Source organism: Parendozoicomonas verongulae (assembly GCF_009711465.1).
GTDB lineage: Bacteria > Pseudomonadota > Gammaproteobacteria > Pseudomonadales > Endozoicomonadaceae > Sansalvadorimonas > Sansalvadorimonas verongulae.
The window spans coordinates 1-26,562 of the sequence record NZ_SMME01000851.1; the positions used below are offsets into that span (position 1 = coordinate 1).

Genomic DNA, 26,562 nt, shown 5'->3' on the forward strand with positions numbered 1-26,562 from the left:
CATCAGGGTAGTCTCAACGCCGTCTTTCAGAGTCAGATCCACACTGGCGCAGCCTTGGCAGCCACCACCAAACTGGAGAATAGCAAAGCCTTCTTCATCAATTTCCACCAGTTGGACCATGCCACCATGGGAGGCCAGGCCGGGGTTAATCTCGGTGGCCAGATAATAGTTGATCTTCTGATCCAGGGGGCTGTCTTCATTCACTTTGGGCATCTTGGCGTTAGGAGCCTTGATGGTCAGTTGACCGCCCATTTTATCGGCTGCATAGTCAACAACCGCTTCTTCCAGAAATGGCACGCTGTCGTTTTCAATAAACGCACGGAAGTGAGACAGAGACATACAGACATCTCCCTCTTTCTCCTCCCCTGGCTTGCAGTAGGCCAGACAGGTTTCCGCATGGGGAGTACCGGGACTGGAGACAAACATTCGTACACCAATACCTTCAACACCCTGTCTTTCCAACAGTTCTTTCAGATAAGTCTGGGCGCCTTCAGTAAAATCGATTGCAGGTTCCGGAGTGCTCAAGATTACTCTTCCTATGTTGGTTACAGTGGTGATTCTACGCCTAACTGTTTCCGTGTAAAAGCCCAAGTATTCCACTCAGGTATAGGGATGAACCTCTAGGGATTTTGTCAGGGAGTAAGACAAAGCCGCAGACCGAGACGGCTTTAAAATGCTGGCAGGCTTTGATCCCGCTCGATTTTTTCCTGCCATCGACCACTGAACTCTTTCAGGAACGCTTCGTAGCCATTGGTTTCATCTTTGGTCAAGCCACCGCTAAGACCAGGATATTGATTGGCAATGTTTTCCAGAAAGTGATGTTTATTGGTAATACTTGCCCCCAGATTTTCCTTCAGAAAACGGGCATTTCCACCTTCCCAAATCAGAGGAAAGTCATTACGGAGCATCTCTTCCGGATCATCGCTTGTGCAAAGACCTTCACCGACAATACTGATATTTCCCACTGGATGGAGCGTTTGGGCTACTTCATAACTGGTTTTCATCCGCCCCATAGCTATGTGCTCCATAGTGGTTGCCCCTCCACCCCGTGTAAAGTATTTGTGGGCGCGCATCCCCCCTTTGGCAATATTGGCAGGGTGCTGGAAAGGAAGAGGACAAATTTTGAGCCAAGGGGGAATGCCAGTATCGGACGCATCCTTTTCATTCTTGTGCCACTCTCCCAGAACCTCACAAGCCCTTTTAAACAAGGACGGCATTCCGTCAGAATCTCGCCCGCACAAAACACGTACATGCATCCCTGATGGCCTTACCTCTCCTCGTTTTTCAATACACTGGGCCATATAGATGTGTGCTGCGATAAAGTTCATCACATTAGGCTCTGGAGGCATGCTCCCCAGCATAAGCTGGTGTACATGATCGTCAGTGTTGATATGGCTTACAATATTGACCTTTCCTTCTCCTTCTTCTGTCGTTTCTCCAAGGCATTGGGCTATGCCGGGCACTTCACGGATGAGCTTTTCTTGATTCTTGGATAGCGAGTCGAGAGGGATATTAACGGCTTCACCGGGCAGGTAATCAGCCAACTCATCACTGAGAAACAATTCATTAACAGGCAAACCTGCATTACCGGTATATCTCACATTGTGAAATCCCTCTCCTAAAAGTTCTTTGACGGCTCCGGAAAAATCCTTCTCTTCACCAGCTATCACCAGTGTCAGTATCTTGCGCTGTTTTTCCCCAAGGGACTTGAGTGGATCAACAAAGTGAATGGCTTCAGGGGTGAGCAGATCTGTGAGTTTTTGCTCTACGATCACTGGCTCCCAGTCAGGATACCTGGCCTTCATGAAATGGTTATAGGTCGAGACCGCTTTTAATATGGCACCAAGACCTAAAGGCTGTGTGGTGATGACCTTTTTCGGAGGGGTTTTCATACTCATCAAAGTGAAGACGGTTCCCAGAAAAATCGGCAAATAAACGATGAGTTCGCCGATACGACGCTTTTTTAACATTGACTGCTGTTTTTCAACATTCCCTTCACGCACGGCTTTGTTCCAGGGGCCGACCATGGCATTGGTCATACGTTTGCCCATGTAGTTTTCCATCACATTTTTTCGGTAGATGGACTGCCGGTCACCGGAAACTCTTCCCCCATCGTCCTCCAGCTCCTTAACAACCTGTTTGGCGACTGCAATATGTCCACCTCCACCGGAGGACTCCAACACCAGAACCCCTTTCTGCACACCGTTTTGGGGCGGCTGGTTGCCCTGAGCGATTTCCCGACCCACAGCAACGTCCGGATCATCCTTATACACCCAGCCGCCAATACGATTAAGCATATCGTCAAGACGGTTAACGGTTTCAATATCTGGTATGAAGTCAGAGTTTTTCAGGTGAGCCGTACGCTTCATAAGTGCGTTATTCAGATCGACTTCGGACTCCCCTGCCGTCGAGGAGATATCCATATCCCCCAGCTCTGCCATTAAAGGATGATTATTACGAGCATCTTTTACAGGAAGGTACTTTACGGCGGCCTTCTTCAATCCTTCAACAGTCTTGAGGTCTTCCGGGCGAACCAGCAGGCTTGTTCCATGCATGGGTACTCGCCCTAAAATGCTGTCCATGGTAATCCCCTTATCCTAAATAGTGAGCTTTATAGTTTTAATTTAGAAGATATCTTCATAACGCCAATGGAGTGGGGAAAATAGATAATGAAAAGAAAACACCCCAAGACCTCTTGAAACGGATTCTGTTAAACTGCAGCCACACAATAGTGGCTGCAGTTTGATGTGCTCTTATGCCATGCAGCCTATAACGATGTATAACAGGATTTACCTCTCCATGACTCGAGCGCAGCGCCTGAACGATATTACCGACGCACTGAAACAACGGATCCTCATTCTCGATGGCGCCATGGGCACCATGATCCAGGCTCATAAACTGGAAGAGAAAGATTATCGTGGAGAGCGCTTTGCTGTCTGGCCTTCAGATCTCAAAGGCAACAACGACTTGTTGGTGTTAACCCAGCCAGAAATCATCGCAGATATCCACAAGGCTTATTTTGAAGCTGGTGCCGATATCGTGGAAACCAACACCTTTAATGCCACCCGTATATCCATGGCTGATTACGGTCTGGAAGATCTGGTGCCTGAAATTAATCGAGAAGCTGCGCGGTTAGCAGTAAAAGCAGCAGAAGAGGTGGCTGCCGCTACGGGCATTCCCCGTTATGTGGCTGGAGTCGTTGGTCCTACAAGTCGTACCGCCTCCATTTCTCCGGACGTGAACGATCCGGGCTTTCGCAATGTCTCCTTCGATGAACTGGCAGATAACTATAAGGAAGCCACACTGGGGCTGGTTGACGGTGGTGTTGACTTTATCCTGATCGAAACGATCTTCGATACCCTCAATGCCAAAGCTGCTATCTATGGTGTGCAGGAGGCCTACGAGGAACTGGGCTATGAGCTGCCCATTATGATTTCCGGCACCATTACGGATGCCTCAGGACGAACGCTTTCAGGGCAAACCACCGAAGCCTTTTATAACTCCCTCAATCACGCCAAACCTTTAAGCTTTGGTCTGAACTGTGCACTGGGAGCGAGAGAATTGCGACCTTATGTGGAAGAGCTTGCCCGAGTCTCTGAATGTTTTGTATCCGCTCACCCTAATGCTGGCCTGCCCAATGAGTTTGGTGAATATGATGAGACCCCCGAAGATATGGCGGCGATTGTGGGAGAGTTTGCCCGCTCAGGTCTGGTGAATATCATAGGTGGTTGCTGTGGCACCTCACCAGATCATATTCGCGCGATTGCTGAGGCTGTAAAAGAGTTAAAACCCCGTAAGCCTGCTCATCCTGAAGTGGCTTGCCGCCTGAGTGGACTGGAGCCATTTACTATTGGCGAAGACTCCCTGTTTGTAAACGTGGGCGAGCGCTGTAACGTCACCGGTTCAGCCCGATTTAAACGTCTGATTAAAGAGAATGATTACGATACCGCCCTTGATGTTGCACGGGAGCAGGTTCAAAACGGTGCGCAGATCATTGATATCAATATGGATGAAGGCATGCTGGACGCTATGACGGCTATGCCACGCTTCCTCAATCTCATCGCCTCAGAACCGGATATTTCCCGTGTTCCTGTCATGATCGACTCCTCTAAATGGGAGGTGATTGAAGCCGGCCTGAAGTGTATTCAGGGCAAAGGCATCGTGAACTCTATCAGTCTGAAAGAAGGTGAAGAAACATTCCGCCACCACGCCTGCCTGTGCAAACGCTATGGCGCAGCAGTTGTCGTTATGGCCTTTGATGAGACCGGACAGGCTGATACCTTTGAGCGCAAGATTGAAATCTGTAAACGCTCCTACGATATTCTTGTGAAGGACATAGGCTTCCTGCCTCAGGACATTATTTTCGACCCTAATATTTTTGCCGTGGCAACGGGCATAGAAGAACACAATAACTATGCCGTGGATTTTATTGAGGCCTGCGCATGGATTCGGAACAACCTGCCCCACACCATGATTTCCGGCGGGGTGAGTAACGTCTCTTTTTCCTTCCGGGGGAACAACCCGGTGCGGGAAGCGATCCATGCGGTATTCCTTTACCACGCCATAAAAGCCGGCCTGAGCATGGGTATTGTTAATGCAGGGCAGTTAGCGATATATGAGGACATCCCCACGGAGCTTCGGGACGCCGTAGAGGATGTTATTCTCAACCGTACGCCGGATGGTACAGAAAATCTGCTGGCTATTGCTGACAAATACCGGGGAGATGGGCAGGAAAAAGAAACGAAGGAAGATAACGCCTGGCGCGAACTGTCCGTGACCAAACGTATTGAACATGCGCTGGTGAAAGGCATTAACACCTTTATTGTTAAAGACACTGAGGAGGCCCGTCAGCAGGCCAACCGTCCAATCGAAGTGATCGAAGGCCCACTGATGGACGGTATGAATGTGGTGGGCGACCTGTTTGGCGCCGGCAAAATGTTCTTACCTCAGGTGGTCAAAAGCGCACGAGTGATGAAGCAGGCAGTGGCTCATCTGGTTCCCTTTATCGAAGCGGAAAAAGAAGGCGTGATACAGGCCAAGGGTAAAATCCTGATGGCAACGGTGAAAGGCGATGTCCACGATATCGGCAAAAACATCGTAGGCGTAGTGCTGCAGTGCAATAACTACGAAGTCGTGGATCTTGGTGTGATGGTGCCAACAGAGAAGATTCTGCAAACAGCTAAAGAGGAGAACGTGGATATTATTGGGCTTTCCGGCCTGATTACCCCGTCTCTGGATGAAATGGTCCATGTCGCCCGGGAAATGCAGCGTCAGAACTTCAACATCCCGCTTATGATTGGTGGTGCAACAACGTCCAAAGCTCATACTGCGGTCAAGATTGACCAGCAGTACCAGAACGATCAAGTGGTGTATGTGACTGATGCCTCACGAAGTGTGAGTGTAGCCACCAATCTCATCAGTGGGGAGAAGAAGGCGTCTTTTGTTGCCGATGTCAAAGCCGAGTACCAAAAAGTCCGGGATCGTCACAGCAAACGCCGCCCCCATACTCAGAGGATGAAGTTTTCTGAGCTGGATCAAAGTGTTACCCCCATTAACTGGAATGACTATCATCCCCCCAGCCCCAGCTTTATCGGTACACGGGTATTTGAAGATATAAGCCTTGCCGAGCTGCGAGACTTTATCGACTGGACACCGTTCTTTATCTCCTGGGATCTGCACGGTAAATATCCCAAGATCTTCGAGGATGATGTAATCGGCGAAGAAGCGACCCAACTGTTTAATGATGCCCAGACTATGCTGGACCGGTTTGTCGAGCGGCAAGAAGTGAAGGCAAAAGCCGTAATTGGTTTCTGGCCAGCCAATCAAGTGAATCGAGATGATATTCTTTTGCAAACCGGTGAAGAGTCAGTCGTTCTGCACCACCTTCGTCAGCAAACCAGGAAAGTGGATGGCAAGCCTAACTACTGCCTGTCCGACTTTATCGCTCCTGAAGGCTCCGGTATTGATGACTACATTGGTGGGTTTGTGGTCACGGCAGGGATTGGAGCGGAAGAGCTGGCCAAATCCTATGAGGAGGCTCATGATGACTATCAAAGCATTATGGTTAAAGCTCTGGCAGACCGCCTGGCTGAGGCGTTGGCAGAATACATGCACATGAAGGTCAGAACCGAATACTGGGGTTACGATACCAATGAACACCTCTCTAACGAAGAGTTGATTAAAGAGCGTTATACCGGTATTCGCCCAGCACCCGGATATCCGGCTTGTCCGGATCACACGGAAAAAGAGGTATTGTTCACGTTACTGAATGCCGAGAAGACTATCAGAGTCTCCCTGACGGAACACTTTGCGATGCTGCCCGCTGCTGCGGTGAGTGGCTGGTACTTCTCTCATCCGGAATCACGCTACTTTTCTGTAGGCAAAATTCAGAAAGACCAAGTGGAAAGCTATGCAGAGCGTAAAGGCTGGAGCCTTGATAAAGCAGAACGTTGGTTGATGCCTGTACTGGATTACAGTCCTGAGTAAATAGTTCCATGTTAGAATACCGGCAGAAGGCATAGCCTCTGCCGGCTTTAAGGTTTCTCTATAGTGCGTCCTTCTTATGTGCCCGCATCGCAATTGAACGATTCAGATGCCCCTGCCAATCGCATGCGTAGGATTTTACTTCTCAGCTTTCCCATAATGGGTGGCATGTTGTCCCAGAGCCTGTTGAACCTGGTGGATACCGCTATGGTGGGACACTTGGGCAGTGAGGCGCTTGCGGCTACTGGCACAGCTAACTACGCGATATTTGTCTGTTTTGCCCTGGTCAGTGGTTTATCGGTTGGTGTGCAATCCCGTGTGGCACGATTGAATGGTCAGGGTGCTTTAGCCCGTTTGCTGGAACCCTTGGATAGTGGTGTTCGCATTACACTGTTTGCCGGTATCCCACTCACCGCCCTTTTGTTCTTTTGCGTACCGTTGGGCATAAGCGCTTTTCCGTTAAAGGCTGGTATCGCTGAACAGGCTGTTAGCTACTTTCAGATACGCATTCTCAGTTTGCCTGCCGGTATGTTGATGCTCTGCTTCCGTGGTTTCTGGAATGGTTGTCATACCCCTTGGTCGTATCTAAAGATTCTGGTGGTTACACACAGTGTGAACGCAGCACTGAGTTATGTGCTGATATTTGGCAAACTTGGTTTGCCTGCCTTGCACCTTCAAGGAGCCGCTATTGGAACACTGGTGGCAATGTATTGCGGAGCACTGGTAAATGCCATCGGTGCCCTTCGTTTTGGCCGCAAGCACAAACTCCCTGCTCCGGTGTTTCGACAACAGAATCTCAAGGCCTTCTATCATCAGGCTTGGCCAGACTCGGTGCAGCAAACCTTTTTTGCCCTGGGGTCTTTAACCTTCTTCTGGCTGGTTGCGGGCTTAGGGGCGGAATCCATGGCTATCAGCCATGTACTGGTGAATATCTCGCTGTTGTTAATTCTTCCCGGTACCGGGATGGGATTGGCCTCCACTACCCTGATCAATCATGCCCTTGGATCAGGGCAGCATTACCGCGCCTGGCGCTGGGGAATGGATGTTGCTTGTACAGCACTGGCGTTGATGACATTTCTCAGCCTGCCCCTGTTATTGATTCCTGAGGCAGTATTGGGATTATTTCTCTCTCAGGATGCACTACTGGTAGAAGCGGGCAAGATTCCTCTGCAGCTCACGGCCATCAGCATTATTGCCGACTCTGCTGCCCTTGTTCTGACCCAGGCGCTTTTAGGAACGGGATGCAATCGAGCAGTGATGAAAATCCGTTTCTCAACACTGTGGCTGTTTGGCCTTCCCTTGACGGCTGTTGTTATCCATATTTTCCAGTTCGGACTGATCGAAGTCTGGGTTATTCAGACCGTTCAGAGGTTTATAGCTTCACTGCTTTGTCTCTATGTATGGCACCAATGCGAATGGTACAAAAGCGTTTAACGCATTCAGTTATGTGGTAATAAGGCCTGCAATCCCGATGATTAAGACCATTCCTGGTGCCCCATAGCGAAACAATATCATCCAGTAATGGGATTTGATGGAATCTTCTGCTGAACCCAGCTGCTCCATAACCGCCGTTTTCGGAAGAACCCATCCCACAAACACCAGAACAAGAAAGCCGGTTAATGGCAGCAGTATGTTTGTGGCAACACCCGTCCAGAGATCAAACAGACCATGACCTGCGACATGAATATCTTTCCATTCATTAAATGAGAACACTGGTATCAGACCTAATAGCCAGATAACGCAGCCCACTGCAAAAGAGGCCTTGCTTCGGGAAAGAGAAAAATAACGGGCTGTTGAAGCCACAAGAGGCTCGGCAAGATTAATGGACGATGTCCAGGTGGCAATGATAAACAGACAGAAAAAGACAGGAAGAACAATATCTCCCATTGGCATAGCATTCAGTGCCCCCGGCAGGGTGATAAACATCAGCCCTGGGCCGCTGGAGGGATCAACGCCATTACTGAACACCACCGAGAAAATGGCTATACCCGTTAATATGGAAACCAGTAAATCCAGAAGGACAACAACAGAAATGGCCTTGGGGATCGACTGTTTACCTGGCATATAGGCACCATAAGCCATTAAGCAGCAGGCGCCTACCGCAAGGGTGAAAAAGGCATGACCCATCGCTTCCACCAGAACCTGCCCACTGATTTGTTCCCATGAGGGTGAAAAGAGATAGTTTAACGCCTGCTGGAAACCGGGCAGATGGGATGCATAAAACACTAGAAGGATTAACAGGCCATAAAGCAATGGCATAAGCAGATAATTGAGTTTCTCCAATCCCTTGGCAACAGGACGACCATTTACTGTTAATGTCATGATGAGAAAGACAGTGTTAAATACGATAAGAAGCAGAGGATTCCCCAGAAAGGTATCAAAGAACTGTCCAAGCCCCTGACTGTTCAAGCCATTCAGACTTCCCTTTAAGGATTCAATAAAGTAATACCCACCCCACCCGGATACCACAGAGTAAAAGGAAAGCACCATGGCCGCAGCTAACATGCCAACTCCGGCTACCCATGACCAGCGCCGACTTCCGCCATAGGTGGAAGCCAGCTGCCGGAGGCTTGTAGCGGGTGTTGCACGCCCGGCTCGCCCAATTAGAATTTCAGCAGCCATGGCCGGCACACCGAGAAGAAAAACAAACAGCAGGTAAAACAACAGGAAAACACTTCCACCGTGCTCACCCGCCATATAGGGGAATCGCCAGATATTCCCAAGACCAACAGCAGCCCCCGCTACGGCGAGTATGAAGCCAAGGCGAGAAACCATCTGCTGAGCAGAAGACATAAATGCTCCTCAAAAATATTTCCTGTCAGATTAGACCTGTTGTAGGAATTTACCCGCTTTTTTGAACGTGCGTTTAAGAAAGCACCCATCAGGGTGCTTTCAAGGAACAATGGTCTTCAGGCTAGGCCATTCTATTGATGCCATCGAGTGCAGCGACACGATAGGCTTCTGCCATGGTAGGGTAGTTGAAGGTTGTATTCAGGAAGTAGTTCAGTGTGTTTTGTTCACCCGGCTGCTCCATAATCGCCTGTCCGATATGTACGATCTCTGAGGCTTGGTCACCAAAGCAGTGAATGCCAAGAATTTCCAGTGTTTCCCTATGGAAAAGGATTTTCAGCATGCCTGCAGTTTCGCCAGTAATCTGGGCCCGCGCCAGCCGTGAGAAAAAGGCTTTACCGACTTCATAAGGAACAGATTCAGCGGTAAGTTCTTCTTCGGTTTTTCCGAGGGAGCTGATTTCTGGAATGGTGTAAATCCCTGTTGGCACCGAACTCAGAGTGTTTACTGGGCTGTCGTTGCGAATGTTGGTCACTGCAAAACGTCCCTGGTCATAAGAGGCACTGGCCAGGCTGGGCCAGCCAATCACATCACCCGCAGCATAAATGCCTTCGACCTCAGTCTGATACATTTCATCCACTTTCAGCTGACCACGACTGTCTGCTTCCAAACCAATATTTTGAAGACCCAGTTCAGACGTATTACCGGTGCGGCCGTTGGCCCAGAGTAGAGCATTCGCCTTAATGACCTTTCCGGAACGCAGGTGCAGGGTCACGCCATCGTCTGTCCCTTCGATCTTCTGGTAAACCTCGTTGTTGCGAATAATTACGTTATTATTGCGCAGGTGATAGCTCAGAGCATCAGAGACTTCTTTATCAAGGAAAGACAACAGCCGGTCGCGGGTATCCACCAGATCCACCAGAACCCCAAGGCTGGAAAAGATGGAAGCGTACTCGCTACCGATAACACCGGCACCATAAATAATGATGCGCCGTGGTGTATGGGTGAGGCCGAGGATTGTGTCGCTGTCGTAAATGCGGGGATGGCTGAAGTCTACATCGGCAGGGCGATAAGGACGAGAACCTGTGGCAATGAGTATCTGCTTAGCAGCTATTCGCTCTACATTCCCGTTGTTTTCCACCACCTCGACGGTGTTTTCATCCAGAAAACTGCCGGTACCAAAATAGAGGGAAATACGATTGCGGGAGTAATACTGGGTACGGGAGCGAACTTGCTGATTGATAACGTCGTATGCGTTTTTCAATACATTTGGGAAGCTGAACCACCGTGGCTCGCCGATCTCCCTGAACATCGGGTTATTGTTGAAGTTGTAAATCTGTTTAACTGAGTGACGCAGTGCCTTAGAGGGGATTGTTCCAAGGTGGGTGCAATTACCACCCACAACGCGTTTCTGTTCTACCACCGCAACTCGTTTGCCGAGTTTAACGGCATTCATGGCAGCGCCTTCCCCTGCTGGGCCACTGCCAAGAATAATAAGATCGTAATTTGTTGTTATTCCCATAAAACTCCCTTTAAGCCGGGATCACCGGCTCTGCTTTTTCATCAGTTGTTTTTAGGCTTGGGGAGCAGTAGCATCGTAAAACAGATCGTTTGGCGTTTCTGCCAGTGCATCCTTATCATCCCCACCGCCACAAATCGGGCAGCTCTCTTTCAAACCAAGATTACCGAGACCACCACAAGAACCTTTAATCGGCTTATTGGCAAAGATAACGCCAACAGACATTCCGGCAATGATCAGCATCAATAGGCCGAACGTAAGAATCATAACTGTCATAATAAAAACCTGAATCTCTTATTTATCAAGGATATAGCTGGAGAAATTGCCAGTAGTTCGGGTTTCAAAACCCTCATCCGTATGGTAGATGAAGTAGGCATCAATCCCCTGCTCTTCCGCCAGTTTAATACCGGCCTTTTCACCCAGAACCATAAACATGGTGGCATAGGCATCGGCTATACCGGTGTCGTCGTTGACAACAGCCACGGAGGCCAGACGGTGCTTCTCAGGGTATCCGGTGCGGGCATCAATCAGGTGGGAGAAATGTACACCATCCACTTCGTAGTAATTCAGATAGTCACCTGACGTTGCAATGCCTTTGTTGTTCAGAGTAATAACTGTCTGGATGCGGTTTTCCAAGACCGGCTCACGAACAGCGATTCTCCATGGCTCATTACCTGGCTTCTTACCTCTGAGGCGAACTTCACCACCCACTTCCACCATATAACGGGTAATACCATGAGCTTCCAGTGCGTGGGCAACCTCATCCACCCCATAGCCTTTAGCGATGGAGGAGAGATCAATAAACACCGGCATCGTCTTGGTTATTGTACGGTCTTTAGCGTTAAGAATCAGCGTCTTATAGCCTGTTTTCTTTAAAGCTTCAGCAATGGCTGCAGGATCAGGAGCGACACTCACCTGACCACTCTCGAGCCACTTTGCAAAGGCGGGCTCTGCTTTTTCATCAATCTGGGCTGGAGCCTGACCGGAAAAGCTCTTACCACTGCCAAAGCCCCACAGATTCACAAGGCTGCCTGCAGTAATATCGTATGCACCGCCAGAGAGTTCCGACACCTTCATCGCCTGCTCTGCCAACCGGAACAGTTCGGGACTCACTGCGATAGGTTCATTGACTGGAGCTTTGTTCAGCAACATAAGCTCAGAGTCCGGAATATAGGTGGACATTTGCTGGTTCACCTTAACCAGGGCTTGCTTCATGGACGCAAGAACTTCTTCTTCATTACTCTCATCAGTCACATACTTGACCGACCAGGTGGTTCCCATGGTACGGCCGGTGGATTCCACCTCATGGGTTGTGGGAAATAAACCTGAGAAATTCAGGGCCAGAAGCAGCAAAATTACAGCCGCTACAACTAAAGAGACGCGCTTGGCCAAGGGAGGAATCCGCTTAAAACAAAAAGATGGGGAGCGATTTTACAAGGTGGATGGAGGGCTGTCACTGCGGCTTGCCCCACAAAAAAGCGCTCCTTCAGAGCGCTTTCATCAGGGAGGGAGAGTAATCTTAATCCCCATACCGGTCCCGCATCATACCATAAAGATCATTGCTTGGTTCCAGAGGGTTATCGCTCCAGCCTGCTGTTTGTGCCATAGCTTTCCGGATTTCGCCAAGGTTTCTGCCGTCAAGAAACATCCCCCTATCAGCAATGATGTCATCACAATGGTAGGCAAGCAGCTCCTGCATCGAATGGTCGTCGCCATTATAGAGGTTATACACTTTCTGCATAAAGCCCTCGGGATCACCTTTATGCTGGACATACACCTGTTCAAATAAACCCATGGCCAGCCGATTGATGGGGTTGGCATCCAAAGTATCCATAGCCTTGTCAGCAGCATCCCTGACAGATCGTAACATTTCGGCTGAAAAACGACCTGTTGTTTCCATCTGGTCCAATGCTTTAGCCACCTGCGCACGAGTCATTTGCTTGTCTATGGCATAGCTTCCAAAGGTTTGGGCAATCATATCATCACTGAGACTGTCTCTATCTTCTTTGGCTGCCATCTTGACGATGAGATCAAGGAAGGGAAGTGAGGCATCAAACTCTGCACGGTGATAATCATCACCTTCACTCTCATTCTCATTCTCATTCTCTGTAACAGGTAGATTACCCAGTTTCACCTGATCTGCACCATGGGGATTATCTGGATTGACAGTGTAGCGTACGCCCTCGGATAACCCAGCAGTTTCATTCGCGGACTCATCACCCTTGACATAGGTTGACTGAATAGAATCATCAGTGGAAACCTGACGATTTTTGAGGCCTTCAAAACCTATACGGCCTTCTGATCCCTGTCGAAAATAACTGACAGTTTGACTCTCCAGAGGTAAAACCTTATGGCCCATGAAGAAAGCTTTAAGGGTAGCGACAACAGTTTTCGACAAACTGAAGTTCTGGGCCCGGGCACTGGCCAGTGCCTGCTTGGCTGATTCTATGCTCATGATAATCCTCCCTGATTACCCCGTAAGCATAGGCCTCTTGTAATTTTATGCCTGCCGGTAAACCCGCTGCTGGATTTGTCCTCGTCAAAAAAAGGGCCGGCAATGCCGACCCTTTTTTGAATAACTGCAATTTGACACATTCGTCAGCAGGCTGATTAGCCGCCGAAGTCATCCAGCAGGATATTCTCGTCTTCAACACCGAGGTCCTGAAGCATCTTGATAACTGCAGCGTTCATCATGGGTGGTCCACACATGTAGAATTCGCAATCTTCAGGCGCTTCGTGATTCGCCAGGTAGCTGTCATGAAGAACGTTATGGATAAAGCCGGTTGGGCCTTCCCAGTTGTCTTCAGGCTGAGGATCAGACAGAGCCAGATGCCAGGTGAAGTTCGGGTTGAGTTCTGCCAACTTGTCGAATTCTTCTACGTAGAAGGCTTCGCGCAGGGAGCGGGCACCGTACCAGAAGGAGATCTTTCGGGTAGAGCTCAGACGCTTCAGCTGGTCGAAGATGTGGGAACGCATAGGTGCCATACCCGCACCACCACCAACGAATACCATCTCTGCATCGGTTTCCTTCGCGAAGAATTCACCGAATGGTCCGTATACAGTGATCTTGTCACCTGGCTTCAGGCTGAACACGTAGGAGGACATCTGGCCTGGAGGTACATCCATGCCAGGAGGTGGTGAAGCGATACGGATGTTGAACTTCAGAAGACCCTTCTCTTCCGGGTAGTTAGCCATGGAGTAAGCACGGATAACAGGCTCAGACACAGTGGACTTGTACTGCCACAGGTTGAACTTATCCCAGTCACCACGGTATTCCTCACCGATCTCGAAGTCTTTGTAGTCAACAGTGTGAACTGGAGTTTCCAGCTGAACGTAACCACCGGCACGGAAGTTAACGTCTTCGCCTTCAGGCAGCTTCAGAACCAGTTCCTTGATGAAGGTGGCTACGTTGTCGTTGGAAACAACCTCACACTCCCACTTCTTCACGCCGAACAGTTCTTCGTCAACTTCTACTTTCATGTCAGATTTAACAGCAACCTGACAGGACAGACGCCAGCCTTCACGCAGCTCACCACGGGTGAAGTGGGGCTCTTCTGTAGGCAGCGCAGTACCGCCACCTTCAGTCACCTTACACTTACACTGGGCGCAGGTACCGCCGCCGCCGCAGGCGGATGGCAGGAAAACACCGTTACCGGCCAGGGTTTGCAGCAGTTTGCCACCCGCTGGCACGGTCACGCTTTTCTCTGGATCATCGTTCATTTCGATGGTGACATCACCGGTGCTCACCAGTTTGGAGCGCGCCGCCAGGATCACCAGAACCAGAGCGAGCACGATCACGGTGAACAGGGCAACGCCCAGCATTATGATCTGTGAACCTTCCATTTGAGTTCTCTCCCCTTACAGCTGGACGCCAGAGAAGGACATGAAGCCAAGAGACATCAGTCCAACTGTGATAAAGGTAATGCCCAGACCGCGCAGTCCCGGAGGAACGTCACTGTACTTAAGCTTCTCACGAATACCTGCCAGAGCGACGATGGCCAGCATCCAGCCAACACCAGCGCCAACACCGTAAACCATGCTTTCGCCGAAGTTGTAATCACGCTCAACCATAAACAGGGAGGCACCCAGGATGGCGCAGTTTACGGTAATCAGTGGCAGGAACACGCCCAGCGCGTTGTACAGCGCAGGCATGAACTTATCCAGAATCATTTCCAGAATCTGCACACTGGCGGCGATAACACCGATGTAGGTGATGTAACCCAGGAAGGTCAGATCAACACCTTCAACCAGAGCACCTTCTTTCAAAATGTGCTGGAAAATCAGCTGGTTCAGGGGAACGGTCAGCAACAGTACGAAGACAACCGCAATACCCAGACCAAACGCTGTCTGAATCTTCTTGGACACTGCCAGGAAGGTACACATGCCCAGGAAGAACGCCAGGGCCATGTTTTCAACAAAGACAGCCTTAACGAACAGGCTTAGATAATGTTCCATATTAGTGGGCCTCCTGCGCTACAGAGTGAGGAGCCATTTTCAGTTCTTCAGATTCAACCTGATCAGTCTTCCAGGTACGCAGAGCCCAGATCAGCAGGCCGATCAGGAAAAATGCGCTTGGAGCCAGCAGCATCAGGCCGTTAGGGTTGTACCAGCCACCGTTGTTTATGGTTTCAAAAATCACAACGCCAAACAGTTTGCCCGCGCCCAGCAGTTCACGGAAGAAAGCAACAACCAGGAGGATGACACCGTAACCCAGACCGTTACCAATACCGTCGATAAAGGAAGGCAGTGGAGGGTTCTTCATAGCGAAGGCCTCTGCACGCCCCATAACGATACAGTTGGTGATGATCAGGCCAACGAACACGGACAGCTGTTTGCTGGTGCCGTAAGCGTAGGCGCGCAGCACCTGGTCTACCACGATTACCAGAGAAGCAATGATCGCCATCTGAACGATGATACGAATGCTGCCTGGAATATGGTTACGGATCAGGGATACAAACAGGTTAGAGAAAGCAGTAACCAGCGTTACTGCGATCGTCATAACCAGCGAGGTTTGCATACCTGTGGTTACCGCCAGAGCAGAACAGATACCAAGGATCTGCAGAGCAATGGGGTTGTTGTTAAAGATCGGAGAGATCAGTACTTCTTTAGTATTGATAACACTCATTTTATGCATCCCCCTTCTTCAGGTTGGCGAGGAAGGGTCCAAAGCCATTCTGGCCAAGCCAGAAGTTAACCAGATGATCAACACCACGGCTGGTCAGGGTAGCACCGGACAGACCATCAACCTGATGAGCAGCCTGTGCAGAGTTAGGATCAACAGAACCTTTGATAATGGAGATAGACGGCTCACCGTTATCATCCATTACCTGCTTGCCAATCCAGCTGGCTTTCCAGCGTGGGTTGTCAACTTCACCACCCAGACCCGGAGTTTCGGCGTGCTCGTAGAAGCCAAAGCCAACAACAGTCTGCAGATCTTCATCCAGAGCGATGTAGCCATAAAGAGTGGACCACAGGCCGTAACCGTGAATAGGCAGAACCAGCGTCTTGACCTTACCGTTCTCGATCACTTCGTAGACCTTGGCCAGATTCGCTTGACGCTTGATCTGGGCAGTGTCCTGATTCTTAGGCATCACCCGGGATTCAGCCGGATTCTTGGCCGCTACACGTTGATCGTAAGCAGCTGGATCAATGTCAGTACCGGTATAGAACTTACCAGTCTGGATTTCAACCAGCTTGGGAGTCACTTCCTTGAACTTGGCAATGATCTCATCACGGGTCAGATCGCTGGCGTTAGGCTCCAGACCGGAAATGGTCAGGATGTTCTGCTGAACGTCCAGAACCTTGTTCTCGTCCTGGCGTGGTTTCAGGGAAACCGCAGCGGTGGATACCAGAATAGAGCACACCAGAGACAAACCAATGGTGACACCCAGTGTCTTTTTAATCGTGTCGTTTTTAGCCATTGAGACGGGCCTCCCGACGCTTGATGTTGCTCTGAACAACGAAGTGGTCAATCAGTGGAGCAAACAGGTTGGCGAACAGGATGGCAAGCATCATGCCTTCCGGATAAGCAGGGTTGATCACACGTACCAGTGCTACCATGACACCAATCAGAATGCCATAGAACCAGCGGCCAGTGTGCGTCATGGAAGCGGATACAGGGTCGGTGGTCATAAACACCAGACCGAAGGCGAAACCACCCATTACGAAATGCCAGTACCAGGGCATAGCAAACAGCGGATTGGTATCAGAACCGATCGCATTGAACAGCAAGGTCATAGCAACCATGCCCAGAATGGTACCGGCCATGATACGCCAGGACGCAATGCCCATAACAGTCATGACCAGGCCGCCCAGCAGAATAGCGACTGTGGACGTTTCACCGATAGAGCCCTGAATAGTGCCGAAGAACGCGTCGAACCAGGTGATGCCGTGAGCCATTACTTCCTGGATGCCGCCCTGACCAGCCAGACTCAGTGCAGTGGCACCGGAGAAGCCGTCAACAGCAGTCCATACCGCGTCACCGGAAATCTGGCCGGGGTATGCAAAGAACAGGAATGCACGGCCAGTCAGAGCCGGGTTCAGGAAGTTCTTACCAGTACCGCCGAATACTTCCTTACCGATCACAACACCAAAGCTGATGCCCAGCGCTACCTGCCACAGAGGGATGGAAGGTGGAACAATCAGAGCGAACAGGATAGAAGTTACGAAGAAACCTTCGTTGACTTCATGGCCACGTACGCAGGCAAACAGTACTTCCCAGAATGCACCGATACCGAAAGCAATGGCATAGATAGGCAGAAAGTAAGCCGCACCATAAACCATGTTATGGAGGAAGTTGGCAGGATTGTGCCCAATAAAGAACCAGCTGTGCCAGTCAGTTGGAGCCGCGAAGCCGTTGGCAATAGCGGTGTTGGCCTGGTAGCCCACGTTCCACATACCGAACAGCAGCGCAGGGAAAGCACAGGCCCAGACAACAATCATGATACGCTTCAGATCAATACTGTCACGTACGTGGGAGCTGTTGTGGGTGATGTCCGGAGGACTGTACAGAGCTGTATCCGCCGCTTCAAACAGCGGGTAGAGCATCTCAAATTTGCCGCCCTTCTCAAAATGAGGGGCCAGGCTGTCTAACATTTTTCTCAGCACTTGGGTTATCCCTCTTGCTCGATGCGGGTCAGGTTATCCCGGAGGATAGGGCCAAACTCATACTTACCTGGGCAAACGTAGGTGCACAGTGCCAGATCTTCTTCGTCCAGTTCCAGTGCGCCCAGCTGGCCAGCCACTTCGATATCACCAACAATCAGGCTGCGCAGCAGCTGGGTTGGCAGAATATCCAGAGGCATGACTTTCTCGTAAGCACCAACCGGTACCATGGCACGCATGCTGCCGTTGGCGGAGGTGGTGAACGGGAACAGCTTGTTCATAAAAGTGGTAACGTAAGTCGGCATAACTGAGTGACGGTCGAAACCGGGACGGAAGTAATGCAGGAACTGACGATCACGGCCTTCTTCCAGCACAGTTACCTGGGTGTGGTAACGGCCCAGGAAGGTAAAGCCGCCAGCCGCAGTGCGGCCGCCAAAAACTGAGCCAGAGATGATACGATTCTCGCCGGTTTTCACATTGCCTTTGACCAGTTCATCCAGATTTGCACCCACACGAGTGCGCACAACCTTTGGCTTTTCAACCTGAGGGCCAGCTACGGCGACAACACGGTCAGTCCACAGTTTGCCGGTGGTGAACAGTTTGGCAACGGCGATAACGTCCTGATAGCCAATTGTCCATACCATACGCTCAGTACCCACTGGATCCAGGAAGTGGATGTGGGTACCAACCAGACCAGCAGGGTGCGGGCCAGCAAACTCTTCAACCTTTGCAGGACCAGCCGGAATATCTGCGCCAGGGGCCTTGCCCACGAACACAGAACCATCGGTCAGACGGCTCAGGATAGTCAGACCTTGTTCAAAAGCTTCTTTGTGCTCGGCAATCACAATCGCAGGGTCAACCGCCAGAGGATTGGTGTCCATTGCAGAAACGAAGATAGAACGTGGAGCAGAGCCAGGTGCAGGCACTTTGCTGAAAGGACGGGTGCGCAGAGCGGTCCACATACCAGATTCAACCAGCAGGTCTGCTACAGCGCTGCGCTCAAGAGAGGCCAGCTTCTGTGCAGGATAGCTGCTGAATGCCACGGCATCGTCACCGTCAACATCAATAACAACGGATTGCAGAACACGTTTCTCGCCGCGGTTAACGGCAGCTACCACACCGCAGGCAGGAGCTGTGTAACGAACACCCGCTGTTTTTTTATCGGTAAATAACAGGTCTCCAACCTGGACCCGATCTCCGACTTTTACCGCCATTGTTGGCTTCATGCCAACATAGTCAGGGCCGACAACGGCAACGGAGCGAACCGTCGTACCGTTCTCGATGACCTGCTGCGGCGATCCGGAAATCGGCAGATCCAGGCCCTGTTTAATTTTGATCATACGTAATGCCCAACCTGGTATACACAGGAGTTTCACGAAAATAGGTGATTAGTGGCGAACACTGAACTCTTGTTCTATTTTTCCGCCCGCCATTAATTAACCAGTTGTCGTGGGAGTTCTGGTAAAGATCAGGGAGGCAGCGTCCAGTGAAAGGGTGAAAGATTATACAGATAATCCTGATAATCGACACCCGATATTCACACACCCAAAAATTCCTGCGGCGATTATAATGACCGCTTCGCTAATATTCCATACAGAATTAAGGGCTGAGTGGTGCTTTCATAGGAAGTATCAGAATAAATGACACCGAAGTACCACATAGAACCCGTAGTCTCACGCGCCAAGCACTTATGGCTTAAGCGTTTTTCTGTGATTTTTGCTATCACATTGTCAGCAATAGCCAGCTATCAGGTCTGCGAGTCAAACGACACTTTACATATAGAAGACGAACCGCCCGTCGAATATGAGCCCAATATTTCTGAACTCACGCTCCAGGAGGCCATGGGGTATCAGGTAATTAGAGGGGAACACGGATCAAAATTGATCTACAACCCCGCTATGGATCAAAGCCTGCAGGGCACATTAAAACTCAGCCCAATCACAGCCACATTTGCTGAAGTGGAAATGCAGCATGTCCAGCGCGTCTTCCACGACTTTCTCTCTACACGCCTGACTCCCGCACAAAGAAAGCTTCTACAGCTTTATCTAATTGATGAGCTAACTCAGTACCCTGCGGCCGGAGCACACGATATGGCTGCAGAGCTCAATCAGGATGAGCTATCTACCGAAGGTACAGCTTTTATGGCACGCATGGTGCTGGCTCTTTATTACTACCATATATATATCTACAGGCCTTTACTGGATTACACCTCCAATCGATTGAACTACCAGGGGCAGGAAGGTCTGATGATTCCCCATATCATCACTATGACCAAACACATTCTTGATCAGTTCTCCCATAGCAAACCATTTATTAACGCCCTTCTGATTGTTCCTCTTGTTGCCACTCTGGTTAATGATGCCTATAAGGCTGGTCATCCAGCTATGGCCGTATCGGCGGGAAGCTATGCTGCCACCCTGACGCTGGCTGCACAATTTTCTGCCGGTATTCTCGGGCGTTACACATCGTTTAACAGTAATGCGGCAGGCATGCTGTCCAGTACTTATAGAAGCTGGGTGCAAAGGGACTTCTGGCAGGCATTGATTGATGGCACGTTCGCCCTTCACTATGCGGAAAACAAACGCCCAATTATTCTGACAGCGCTAGGTGCTGCTTTCCTTCAGTCTTTGAATCTGAATCCGGGAAATACATCCTTCGGGCACCTTCTGGATGCCAACTACATGATGCCTGTGATCCTGTCAGTCTGTCTGACGAAAGATTGGTCTTCTACCTTTATAACTGGAGCTACCCTGCTTTTTAACCAGTTCGCGCTTTACCGAACAAGAGATAGCTTCCTTCTGGAAGCCGATGAAAGCATGAGTAGCCAGCCCTATTGGAAAGGCCTGCTAGGGACAGGTGTCGCTCTGACATTAACCACTGGCATGTACTGGAGTGAGTTTCCCACTTATCAACAGATGGGCCAGGGTATTACTTCATTAGCAACAACGTTCTCCCAGTGGCTTGGCTATCTGACCTTTATGAAAACGGTTACAAGGCCAGATTGGGAACGCAGCGGCATTATCCACTCCCTGACCCGCACAGTGGCGCAGAACTCGCCCTTTACCCGCTTTTACCCGGGAGATGAGCGAGTCATTTCCAGCCATACATACTCCAGCAAGGCTGCTGCAATTGAGGGAAATCCAAAATCATTCTTCTCATCTCTGACGGAATGGGTGAGCAAGCTCTATAGCGCCCAGCGACCAGACCTGCCAGCCGACAGGTCGGCAAACAGCGTTGATACTACCACGTCAGACCAAACTGAAAATGAAGAACAGACTGCCTCGGAAGAGACCTTCCAGGAAGAAATTGCAAATTTGATTGAGGATATCAGGGCGGAGCAGGAGCCTGTATCAGCAGAAGTTGAGGAAATCAGTCAGGCAGATAGCGAGCTTATAGAGCCCGCTATCTAACCATTATTTCAGTACATATCCTTCAGCAAAAACGGGTTTAGCCTCTGGGGTAAACTCGTGAGCTGACACCAGCCATATCGTGGAGAATACGATTTACCTGACAGCTGTAGCCAAACTCATTGTCGTACCACACATAGAGAACAGCACGTTTACCATCCACGATAGTGGCCTCACCATCCACAATGCCGGTATAACGGGAACCAACGTAATCACTGGAAACAACTTCAGGAGATTTTATAAAGTCAATCTGCTTTTGCAGATCAGAGTGCAGGGAGCACCAGCGCAGGTAGTCGTTCAGGGATTCTACATCGGTTTCAGTCTTCAGGTTCAGATTCAGGATTGCCATGGAGACATTAGGGGTTGGTACCCGAATCGCGTTGCCGGTCAGTTTACCCTTCAGCTCTGGCAATGCCTTGGCTACAGCCTTGGCAGCACCAGTTTCGGTAATAACCATGTTCAGGGCGGCACTACGGCCACGACGGTTGCCCTTGTGGTAGTTATCAATCAGATTTTGGTCGTTGGTGTAGGCGTGAACGGTTTCCACGTGACCATTTTCAACACCGAACTTATCTATCAGGGCTTTCAGTATCGGAGTGATGGCGTTGGTGGTGCAGGATGCAGCAGACAGAATACGATCATCCGTGCTGACATCGGCACTGTTTACACCATAAACAATGTTCTTGATATCGCCTTTTCCGGGAGCTGTCAGAAGAACACGGGCTGCGCCTGGGCATTTGAGGTGTTGACTCAGACCTTCTTCGTCACGCCACATCCCAGTGTTATCAACGACGATAGCATTCTTGATACCGTAACTGGTGTAATCAACTTTCTCAGGGGAAGAGGCGTAGATCACCTGAATGCGAACACCATTGGCAATAATGCAGTTGTTCTCTTCATCAACGGTCAGGGTGCCTTTGAAGGAGCCGTGTACAGAGTCGCGGCGCAACAGACTGGCACGCTTCTGGAGATCGTTCGCTGCTCCGCCTTTGCGCACAACAATAGCACGCAGATTCAGACCTTCACCCCCACCGGCACGCTCAATCAGCAAACGTGCCATCAGGCGACCGATGCGGCCAAAGCCATACAGTACAACGTCCTGACCTTCGCCCCGCTGTGCAGATCGCCCACCAACCACATCCTTCAACTCTTCCTTCAGGTACTCACCCAAGTCAGCCATCTTGTTTTGGCGGGAAAAGTTCATCGCCAGTTTGCCTATATCCACACGGCAATTATCAAGATTCAGGGTTAACAGTTGTTCGAGAACAGCGTGGGTATCCTCCACCTCCAGCTCACTGCCTTCCATTTGACGCACAAAACGGTGAGACTTGATTATATCAATAACTGTACGATTGATCAGGGGGCGGCCATAGACGGAAGTAACAACGTGATTTTCGCGGTACAGACGGCCAACCATAGGAATCATGGCTTCAGTCAGCGCTTCGCGCTCGATCCATTCATTGCGGGTTTTTTTGGTGGTCTCGGAGGTCACTATGGATTCACCTGTTCTTTTTGGGCTGCTGCAATACTCTGAGCGCAGGGCAGGATTATTATTCCGCTGGCGATACGCAAACCTCATGCCAACGGCTTTCTGACGGCCATTATCCCGATAATCCCCCGTTTTCGCAATTATAAAAGTTTACTCTTGTTTGTTTTTGTTAGAAAAATGATCTACCCCATTCTAAATTCGTACCTTTTGCTCTGACGATGGCTCCGAGAGACTGGAGTAATCTGCCACTACCCCTTAAAATTCCAGCCTTTCCCCATGACCAGATAACAGGATGTTCATGACCCTGACAGATTTTGCGCTTCCGGAAAGACCAGCGGACCGGCGCACCTGGGGTCAGGCTATCGGTGCTGCCGGAGCCTGCGCAATTGCGGACATTGCCCGCCAGTATCAGGGGCTAACCCTGATCATCACCTCCAATACGGAAAACGCCGACCGGTTGCAAAGAGAGCTGCGCTTTTTCCTGAGTGATGAACTTAAAAACGATACCGACAAGCCGGGCATTGAACTGCTGCACTTTCCCGACTGGGAGACTCTGCCTTACGACACTTTTTCCCCCCACAAAGATATTATCTCCCGCCGGCTAAAGACCTTATTTCGCCTGCCGGGCATCCAGCATGCGGTGCTGATTGCCCCGGTCACCACTCTTCTTCATCGCCTGCCGCCAAGACAGTGGCTGCAGGGTAACAGTTTGATGATTGCCAAAGGCGATACCCTTGACCGGGATCAATACCGCCTTGATCTGGAAGCGGCGGGATACAACCATGTCGACACAGTGCTTACCCATGGTGATTACGCTTTGAGAGGCTCCATTCTGGATATTTTCCCCATGGGTAGCGAGCACCCCTATCGGATCGATCTGTTCGATGATGAAGTCGATACTCTGAGAACCTTTGATCCGGACACCCAGCGCTCACTGGATGATATGGATTCCATTCAGCTGCTCCCCGCCCATGAGTTTCCACTGAATAAAGACGCACGGGATCGTTTTCGTGCTGCGTACCGGGATGCTTTCGATGTAGATTACCGGGAGTGTCCCATGTACACCGATATTGGTAAGGGCATTCCATCGCCGGGCATGGAGTACTTTCTGGATCTGTTCTTCGAGCAGACCGAATCCCTGTTTGAACATTTGCCGCGGAAAACCCTGGTAGTGATCGATGACGGAGCCCAAAGCGCTGTTCAGCAATTTATTGCCGAAGCCAACAGCCGTTACGAGAATCATCGGGTTAACCCTCAACGTCCCCTCCTCGAACCTGGCAAGGTATTCCTGAATGAGAATGAGTTTTTCGGACACCTGCTGGAATATCCCCGTGTCACTCTGACTGAAGAGGGGCAACCCCAGAAAGCAGGTAAGGAAAACATCGCCGTTCGCCCGGTACCCGAACTTGCTGCAGAGCCCCGCAAGGATCAGCCTCTGCAAAAGCTGCTCGATTTTCTGGATAACAACACCCGCGTGCTGTTCACGGCAGAATCAGCAGGGCGCCGGGAAAATCTTCTGGACCTCCTCGGTAAGGCTGGGATCAAGCCAGAACAGGTGGATAGCTGGAAGAGCTTTGTGCAGGGCGTTGTGCCCATTGCCATCACAGTGGCACCGTTGGACAGCCCTCTCTGGTTTGAAAACCCTGATATTGCTCTAATCAGCGAAAGTCAGCTGTTAGGTGGTCAGGTTATGCAGCGGCGTCTTCGCAAAGCTTCCACCGACAATACTGACCAGTTGATACGTAACCTGAGTGAGTTACGTGAAGGTGCTCCCGTTGTTCATATCGACCATGGTATTGGCCGCTACCGGGGCTTGATGACCCTCGAGGTAGACGGTCAGGCGCAGGAGTTTCTGCAGCTGGAATACGCTGATGAAGCCAAGCTTTATGTGCCTGTTGCTTCCCTGCATCTGATTGCCCGCTACACCGGCACAGATGATGATCTGGCTCCCATGAGTCGCCTCGGCAGCGAGCAGTGGACGAAGGCTCGACGCAAAGCAGCAGAAAAAGCCCGGGACAGCGCTGCCGAATTACTGGATATTTACGCCCGCCGGGAAGCCAGAAAAGGTTTCGCCTTCAGTTCACCGGAAACGGATTACGATACCTTTTGTGCAGCGTTTCCCTTTGAAACAACACCCGATCAGCAAACCTCCATCAATGCCGTGATTGCGGATATGACCGCTCCGCAGCCCATGGATCGTCTGGTGTGTGGTGATGTGGGTTTTGGTAAAACCGAAGTGGCCATGCGTGCGGCCTTCCTGGCTGTTAACAGCGGTAAGCAGGTGGCCGTACTGGTGCCCACCACTCTGCTGGCCCAGCAGCATTTTGAAAGTTTCCGTGATCGCTTTGCCGACTGGCCGGTGAATGTGGAGGTTATCTCTCGCTTCAAGTCCGCCAGGCAAGTGGCTGACATGAAAGAAAAACTGGCGGAGGGTGCCATCGATATTATTATCGGCACCCATAAACTGATTCAGCCGGATATCACGTTCAAAAACCTCGGCTTATTGATTGTTGATGAGGAGCACCGCTTTGGTGTGCGCCACAAGGATAGGCTGAAGTCCCTGCGTTCTGAAGTGGATATTCTTACTCTGACGGCGACGCCTATTCCGAGAACCCTGAACATGTCTATGTCAGGCATCAGGGATCTGTCTATTATTGCCACGCCCCCTGCCCAACGCCTGTCGGTAAAAACCTTTGTTCGTCAGTCTAACGATCTGTTAATTAAGGAGGCGATTCTGCGGGAACTGATGCGTGGTGGCCAGGTGTATTACCTGCACAATGAAGTGAAAACCATTGATAAGGTTGCCAGTGACCTTGCTGAAATGATCCCGGAAGCCCGTATTGCCGTGGGTCATGGTCAGATGCGGGAACGGGAACTGGAATCGGTGATGCAGGATTTTTATCACAAGCGTCACAATGTACTGGTATGCACCACCATTATCGAAACCGGTATCGACATACCTAGCGCCAACACCATTATCATGGACCGTGCAGATAAGTTTGGTCTGGCCCAGCTTCATCAGCTCCGTGGCCGCGTGGGACGCTCTCACCATCAGGCCTACGCGTACCTTTTGACACCACCTCCGCGCAGTATCACCAAAGATGCCCAGAAACGCCTGGAAGCTATTGAACAAACTCATGATTTAGGTGCCGGCTTCTCCCTGGCCACTCACGACCTTGAGATTCGTGGTGCCGGTGAACTGTTAGGCGAAGGGCAGTCCGGCCAGATTCAGAGTGTGGGTTTCACTCTGTTTATGGAAATGCTGGAGCAGGCGGTGGAATCCATCAAATCCGGCAAAACCCCGGATATTGACCGCCCTCTGGCCCACGGCACAGAAATTAACCTGCGCGCCCCAGCCCTGATTCCCGATGATTATATGCCTGATGTACATACCCGTCTGGTAATGTACAAACGCATCGCTTCTGCCGTCGATGAAGAGGCGCTGCGGGACTTACAGATTGAACTCATTGACCGCTTTGGCCTGCTGCCAGACCAGCTGAAGCAACTGTTCCGTCAAACCAGCCTGCGCCATCGCGCTGAAGCTCTGGGGATTGAGCGCATTGATATTGGCGCCCGTGGCGGACGTGTAGATTTTAACGCTAGCCCTAATGTTGATCCGATGAAGATTGTTTTGCTGGTTCAACAGCAGTCTCACCTGTGGCGATTGGAAGGCTCTTCTACCCTGAAATTGCTGGAAGGCTCTGAAAAGGTTGAGGAGCGCTTCAAGATCACTCAAAATCTTCTGGACAGGCTGATTTGATGCGCTGCTT

The 26,562-nt window shown here is 50.5% G+C and carries 18 protein-coding genes; 4 read left to right on the forward strand and 14 right to left on the reverse strand.

All coding sequences use genetic code 11. The annotated features are described in order from the left end of the window. Positions 1 to 525: NifU family protein (locus E1189_RS15060; RefSeq protein WP_230460428.1), on the reverse strand; the 525-nt coding region annotated here is incomplete at its 3' end. Between the two features lie 143 nt (positions 526 to 668). Beyond that, entirely contained in the window at positions 669 to 2,582 is a 1,914-nt protein-coding gene (locus tag E1189_RS15065) for a hypothetical protein (RefSeq protein WP_155161155.1), read from the reverse strand. Between the two features lie 217 nt (positions 2,583 to 2,799). On the opposite strand from E1189_RS15065, the gene metH reads away from it, so the two are divergent. Together metH and E1189_RS15075 are read left to right on the forward strand one after the other, a co-directional pair. After that, complete coding sequence (gene metH, locus E1189_RS15070; protein WP_155161156.1) at positions 2,800 to 6,486, forward strand: methionine synthase; 3,687 nt, start codon at positions 2,800 to 2,802, stop codon at positions 6,484 to 6,486. A gap of 93 nt (positions 6,487 to 6,579) precedes the next feature. Further along, positions 6,580 to 7,917, forward strand: a complete 1,338-nt coding sequence (locus E1189_RS15075) for an MATE family efflux transporter (RefSeq protein ID WP_155161157.1) — start codon at positions 6,580 to 6,582, stop codon at positions 7,915 to 7,917. A 9-nt stretch (positions 7,918 to 7,926) separates the two neighbouring features. On the opposite strand, the gene E1189_RS15080 is transcribed toward E1189_RS15075, so the two are convergent. The 11 genes from E1189_RS15080 to E1189_RS15130 form a co-directional block, all read right to left on the reverse strand. Then, positions 7,927 to 9,276, reverse strand: coding sequence for a sodium-dependent transporter (locus E1189_RS15080; protein WP_155161158.1), 1,350 nt, complete (start codon positions 9,274 to 9,276; stop codon positions 7,927 to 7,929). 121 nt (positions 9,277 to 9,397) lie between these two features. Next, the gene (gene sthA, locus E1189_RS15085) at positions 9,398 to 10,795 is read right to left on the reverse strand and encodes a Si-specific NAD(P)(+) transhydrogenase (protein ID WP_155161159.1); all 1,398 of its coding nucleotides are present in this window, start codon (positions 10,793 to 10,795) and stop codon (positions 9,398 to 9,400) included. A 51-nt stretch (positions 10,796 to 10,846) separates the two neighbouring features. After that, entirely contained in the window at positions 10,847 to 11,068 is a 222-nt protein-coding gene (nqrM, locus tag E1189_RS15090) for a (Na+)-NQR maturation NqrM (RefSeq protein ID WP_155161160.1), read from the reverse strand. An 18-nt stretch (positions 11,069 to 11,086) separates the two neighbouring features. Then, positions 11,087 to 12,184: an FAD:protein FMN transferase gene (locus E1189_RS15095; RefSeq protein WP_155161161.1), complete on the reverse strand. Its 1,098-nt coding sequence runs from the start codon at positions 12,182 to 12,184 to the stop codon at positions 11,087 to 11,089. A 127-nt stretch (positions 12,185 to 12,311) separates the two neighbouring features. Then, the gene (locus E1189_RS15100) at positions 12,312 to 13,247 is read right to left on the reverse strand and encodes a hypothetical protein (RefSeq protein WP_155161162.1); all 936 of its coding nucleotides are present in this window, start codon (positions 13,245 to 13,247) and stop codon (positions 12,312 to 12,314) included. A gap of 155 nt (positions 13,248 to 13,402) precedes the next feature. Next, positions 13,403 to 14,635 carry an NADH:ubiquinone reductase (Na(+)-transporting) subunit F gene (gene nqrF, locus E1189_RS15105; RefSeq protein ID WP_155161163.1) on the reverse strand — a complete coding sequence of 411 codons (1,233 nt, stop codon included), beginning with the start codon at positions 14,633 to 14,635 and terminating at the stop codon, positions 13,403 to 13,405. Between the two features lie 15 nt (positions 14,636 to 14,650). Then, the gene (nqrE, locus tag E1189_RS15110) at positions 14,651 to 15,247 is read right to left on the reverse strand and encodes an NADH:ubiquinone reductase (Na(+)-transporting) subunit E (protein ID WP_155161164.1); all 597 of its coding nucleotides are present in this window, start codon (positions 15,245 to 15,247) and stop codon (positions 14,651 to 14,653) included. Position 15,248: 1 nt separating this feature from the next. After that, the gene (locus tag E1189_RS15115; RefSeq protein WP_155161165.1) at positions 15,249 to 15,917 is read right to left on the reverse strand and encodes an NADH:ubiquinone reductase (Na(+)-transporting) subunit D; all 669 of its coding nucleotides are present in this window, start codon (positions 15,915 to 15,917) and stop codon (positions 15,249 to 15,251) included. 1 nt (position 15,918) lies between these two features. Next, on the reverse strand, positions 15,919 to 16,713 hold the full coding sequence (locus tag E1189_RS15120; protein WP_155161166.1) for a Na(+)-translocating NADH-quinone reductase subunit C: 795 nt from the start codon (positions 16,711 to 16,713) through the stop codon (positions 15,919 to 15,921). After that, on the reverse strand, positions 16,706 to 17,887 hold the full coding sequence (locus E1189_RS15125; RefSeq protein WP_155161167.1) for an NADH:ubiquinone reductase (Na(+)-transporting) subunit B: 1,182 nt from the start codon (positions 17,885 to 17,887) through the stop codon (positions 16,706 to 16,708). The genes E1189_RS15120 and E1189_RS15125 overlap by 8 nt, the downstream gene beginning before the upstream one ends. A gap of 17 nt (positions 17,888 to 17,904) precedes the next feature. Continuing rightward, complete coding sequence (locus E1189_RS15130; RefSeq protein ID WP_155161168.1) at positions 17,905 to 19,236, reverse strand: Na(+)-translocating NADH-quinone reductase subunit A; 1,332 nt, start codon at positions 19,234 to 19,236, stop codon at positions 17,905 to 17,907. Positions 19,237 to 19,536: 300 nt separating this feature from the next. On the opposite strand from E1189_RS15130, the gene E1189_RS15135 reads away from it, so the two are divergent. Further along, a complete protein-coding gene (locus E1189_RS15135) occupies positions 19,537 to 21,306 on the forward strand; it encodes a hypothetical protein (protein WP_155161169.1) in 1,770 nt (589 codons plus the stop codon). Positions 21,307 to 21,343: 37 nt separating this feature from the next. On the opposite strand, the gene E1189_RS15140 is transcribed toward E1189_RS15135, so the two are convergent. Further along, on the reverse strand, positions 21,344 to 22,795 hold the full coding sequence (locus E1189_RS15140) for a glyceraldehyde-3-phosphate dehydrogenase (protein WP_329602059.1): 1,452 nt from the start codon (positions 22,793 to 22,795) through the stop codon (positions 21,344 to 21,346). Positions 22,796 to 23,090: 295 nt separating this feature from the next. Here E1189_RS15140 and mfd point away from each other — a divergent pair, with 295 nt between their 5' ends. Next, the gene (mfd, locus tag E1189_RS15145; RefSeq protein ID WP_155161171.1) at positions 23,091 to 26,552 is read left to right on the forward strand and encodes a transcription-repair coupling factor; all 3,462 of its coding nucleotides are present in this window, start codon (positions 23,091 to 23,093) and stop codon (positions 26,550 to 26,552) included. Positions 26,553 to 26,562: the final 10 nt, after the last annotated feature.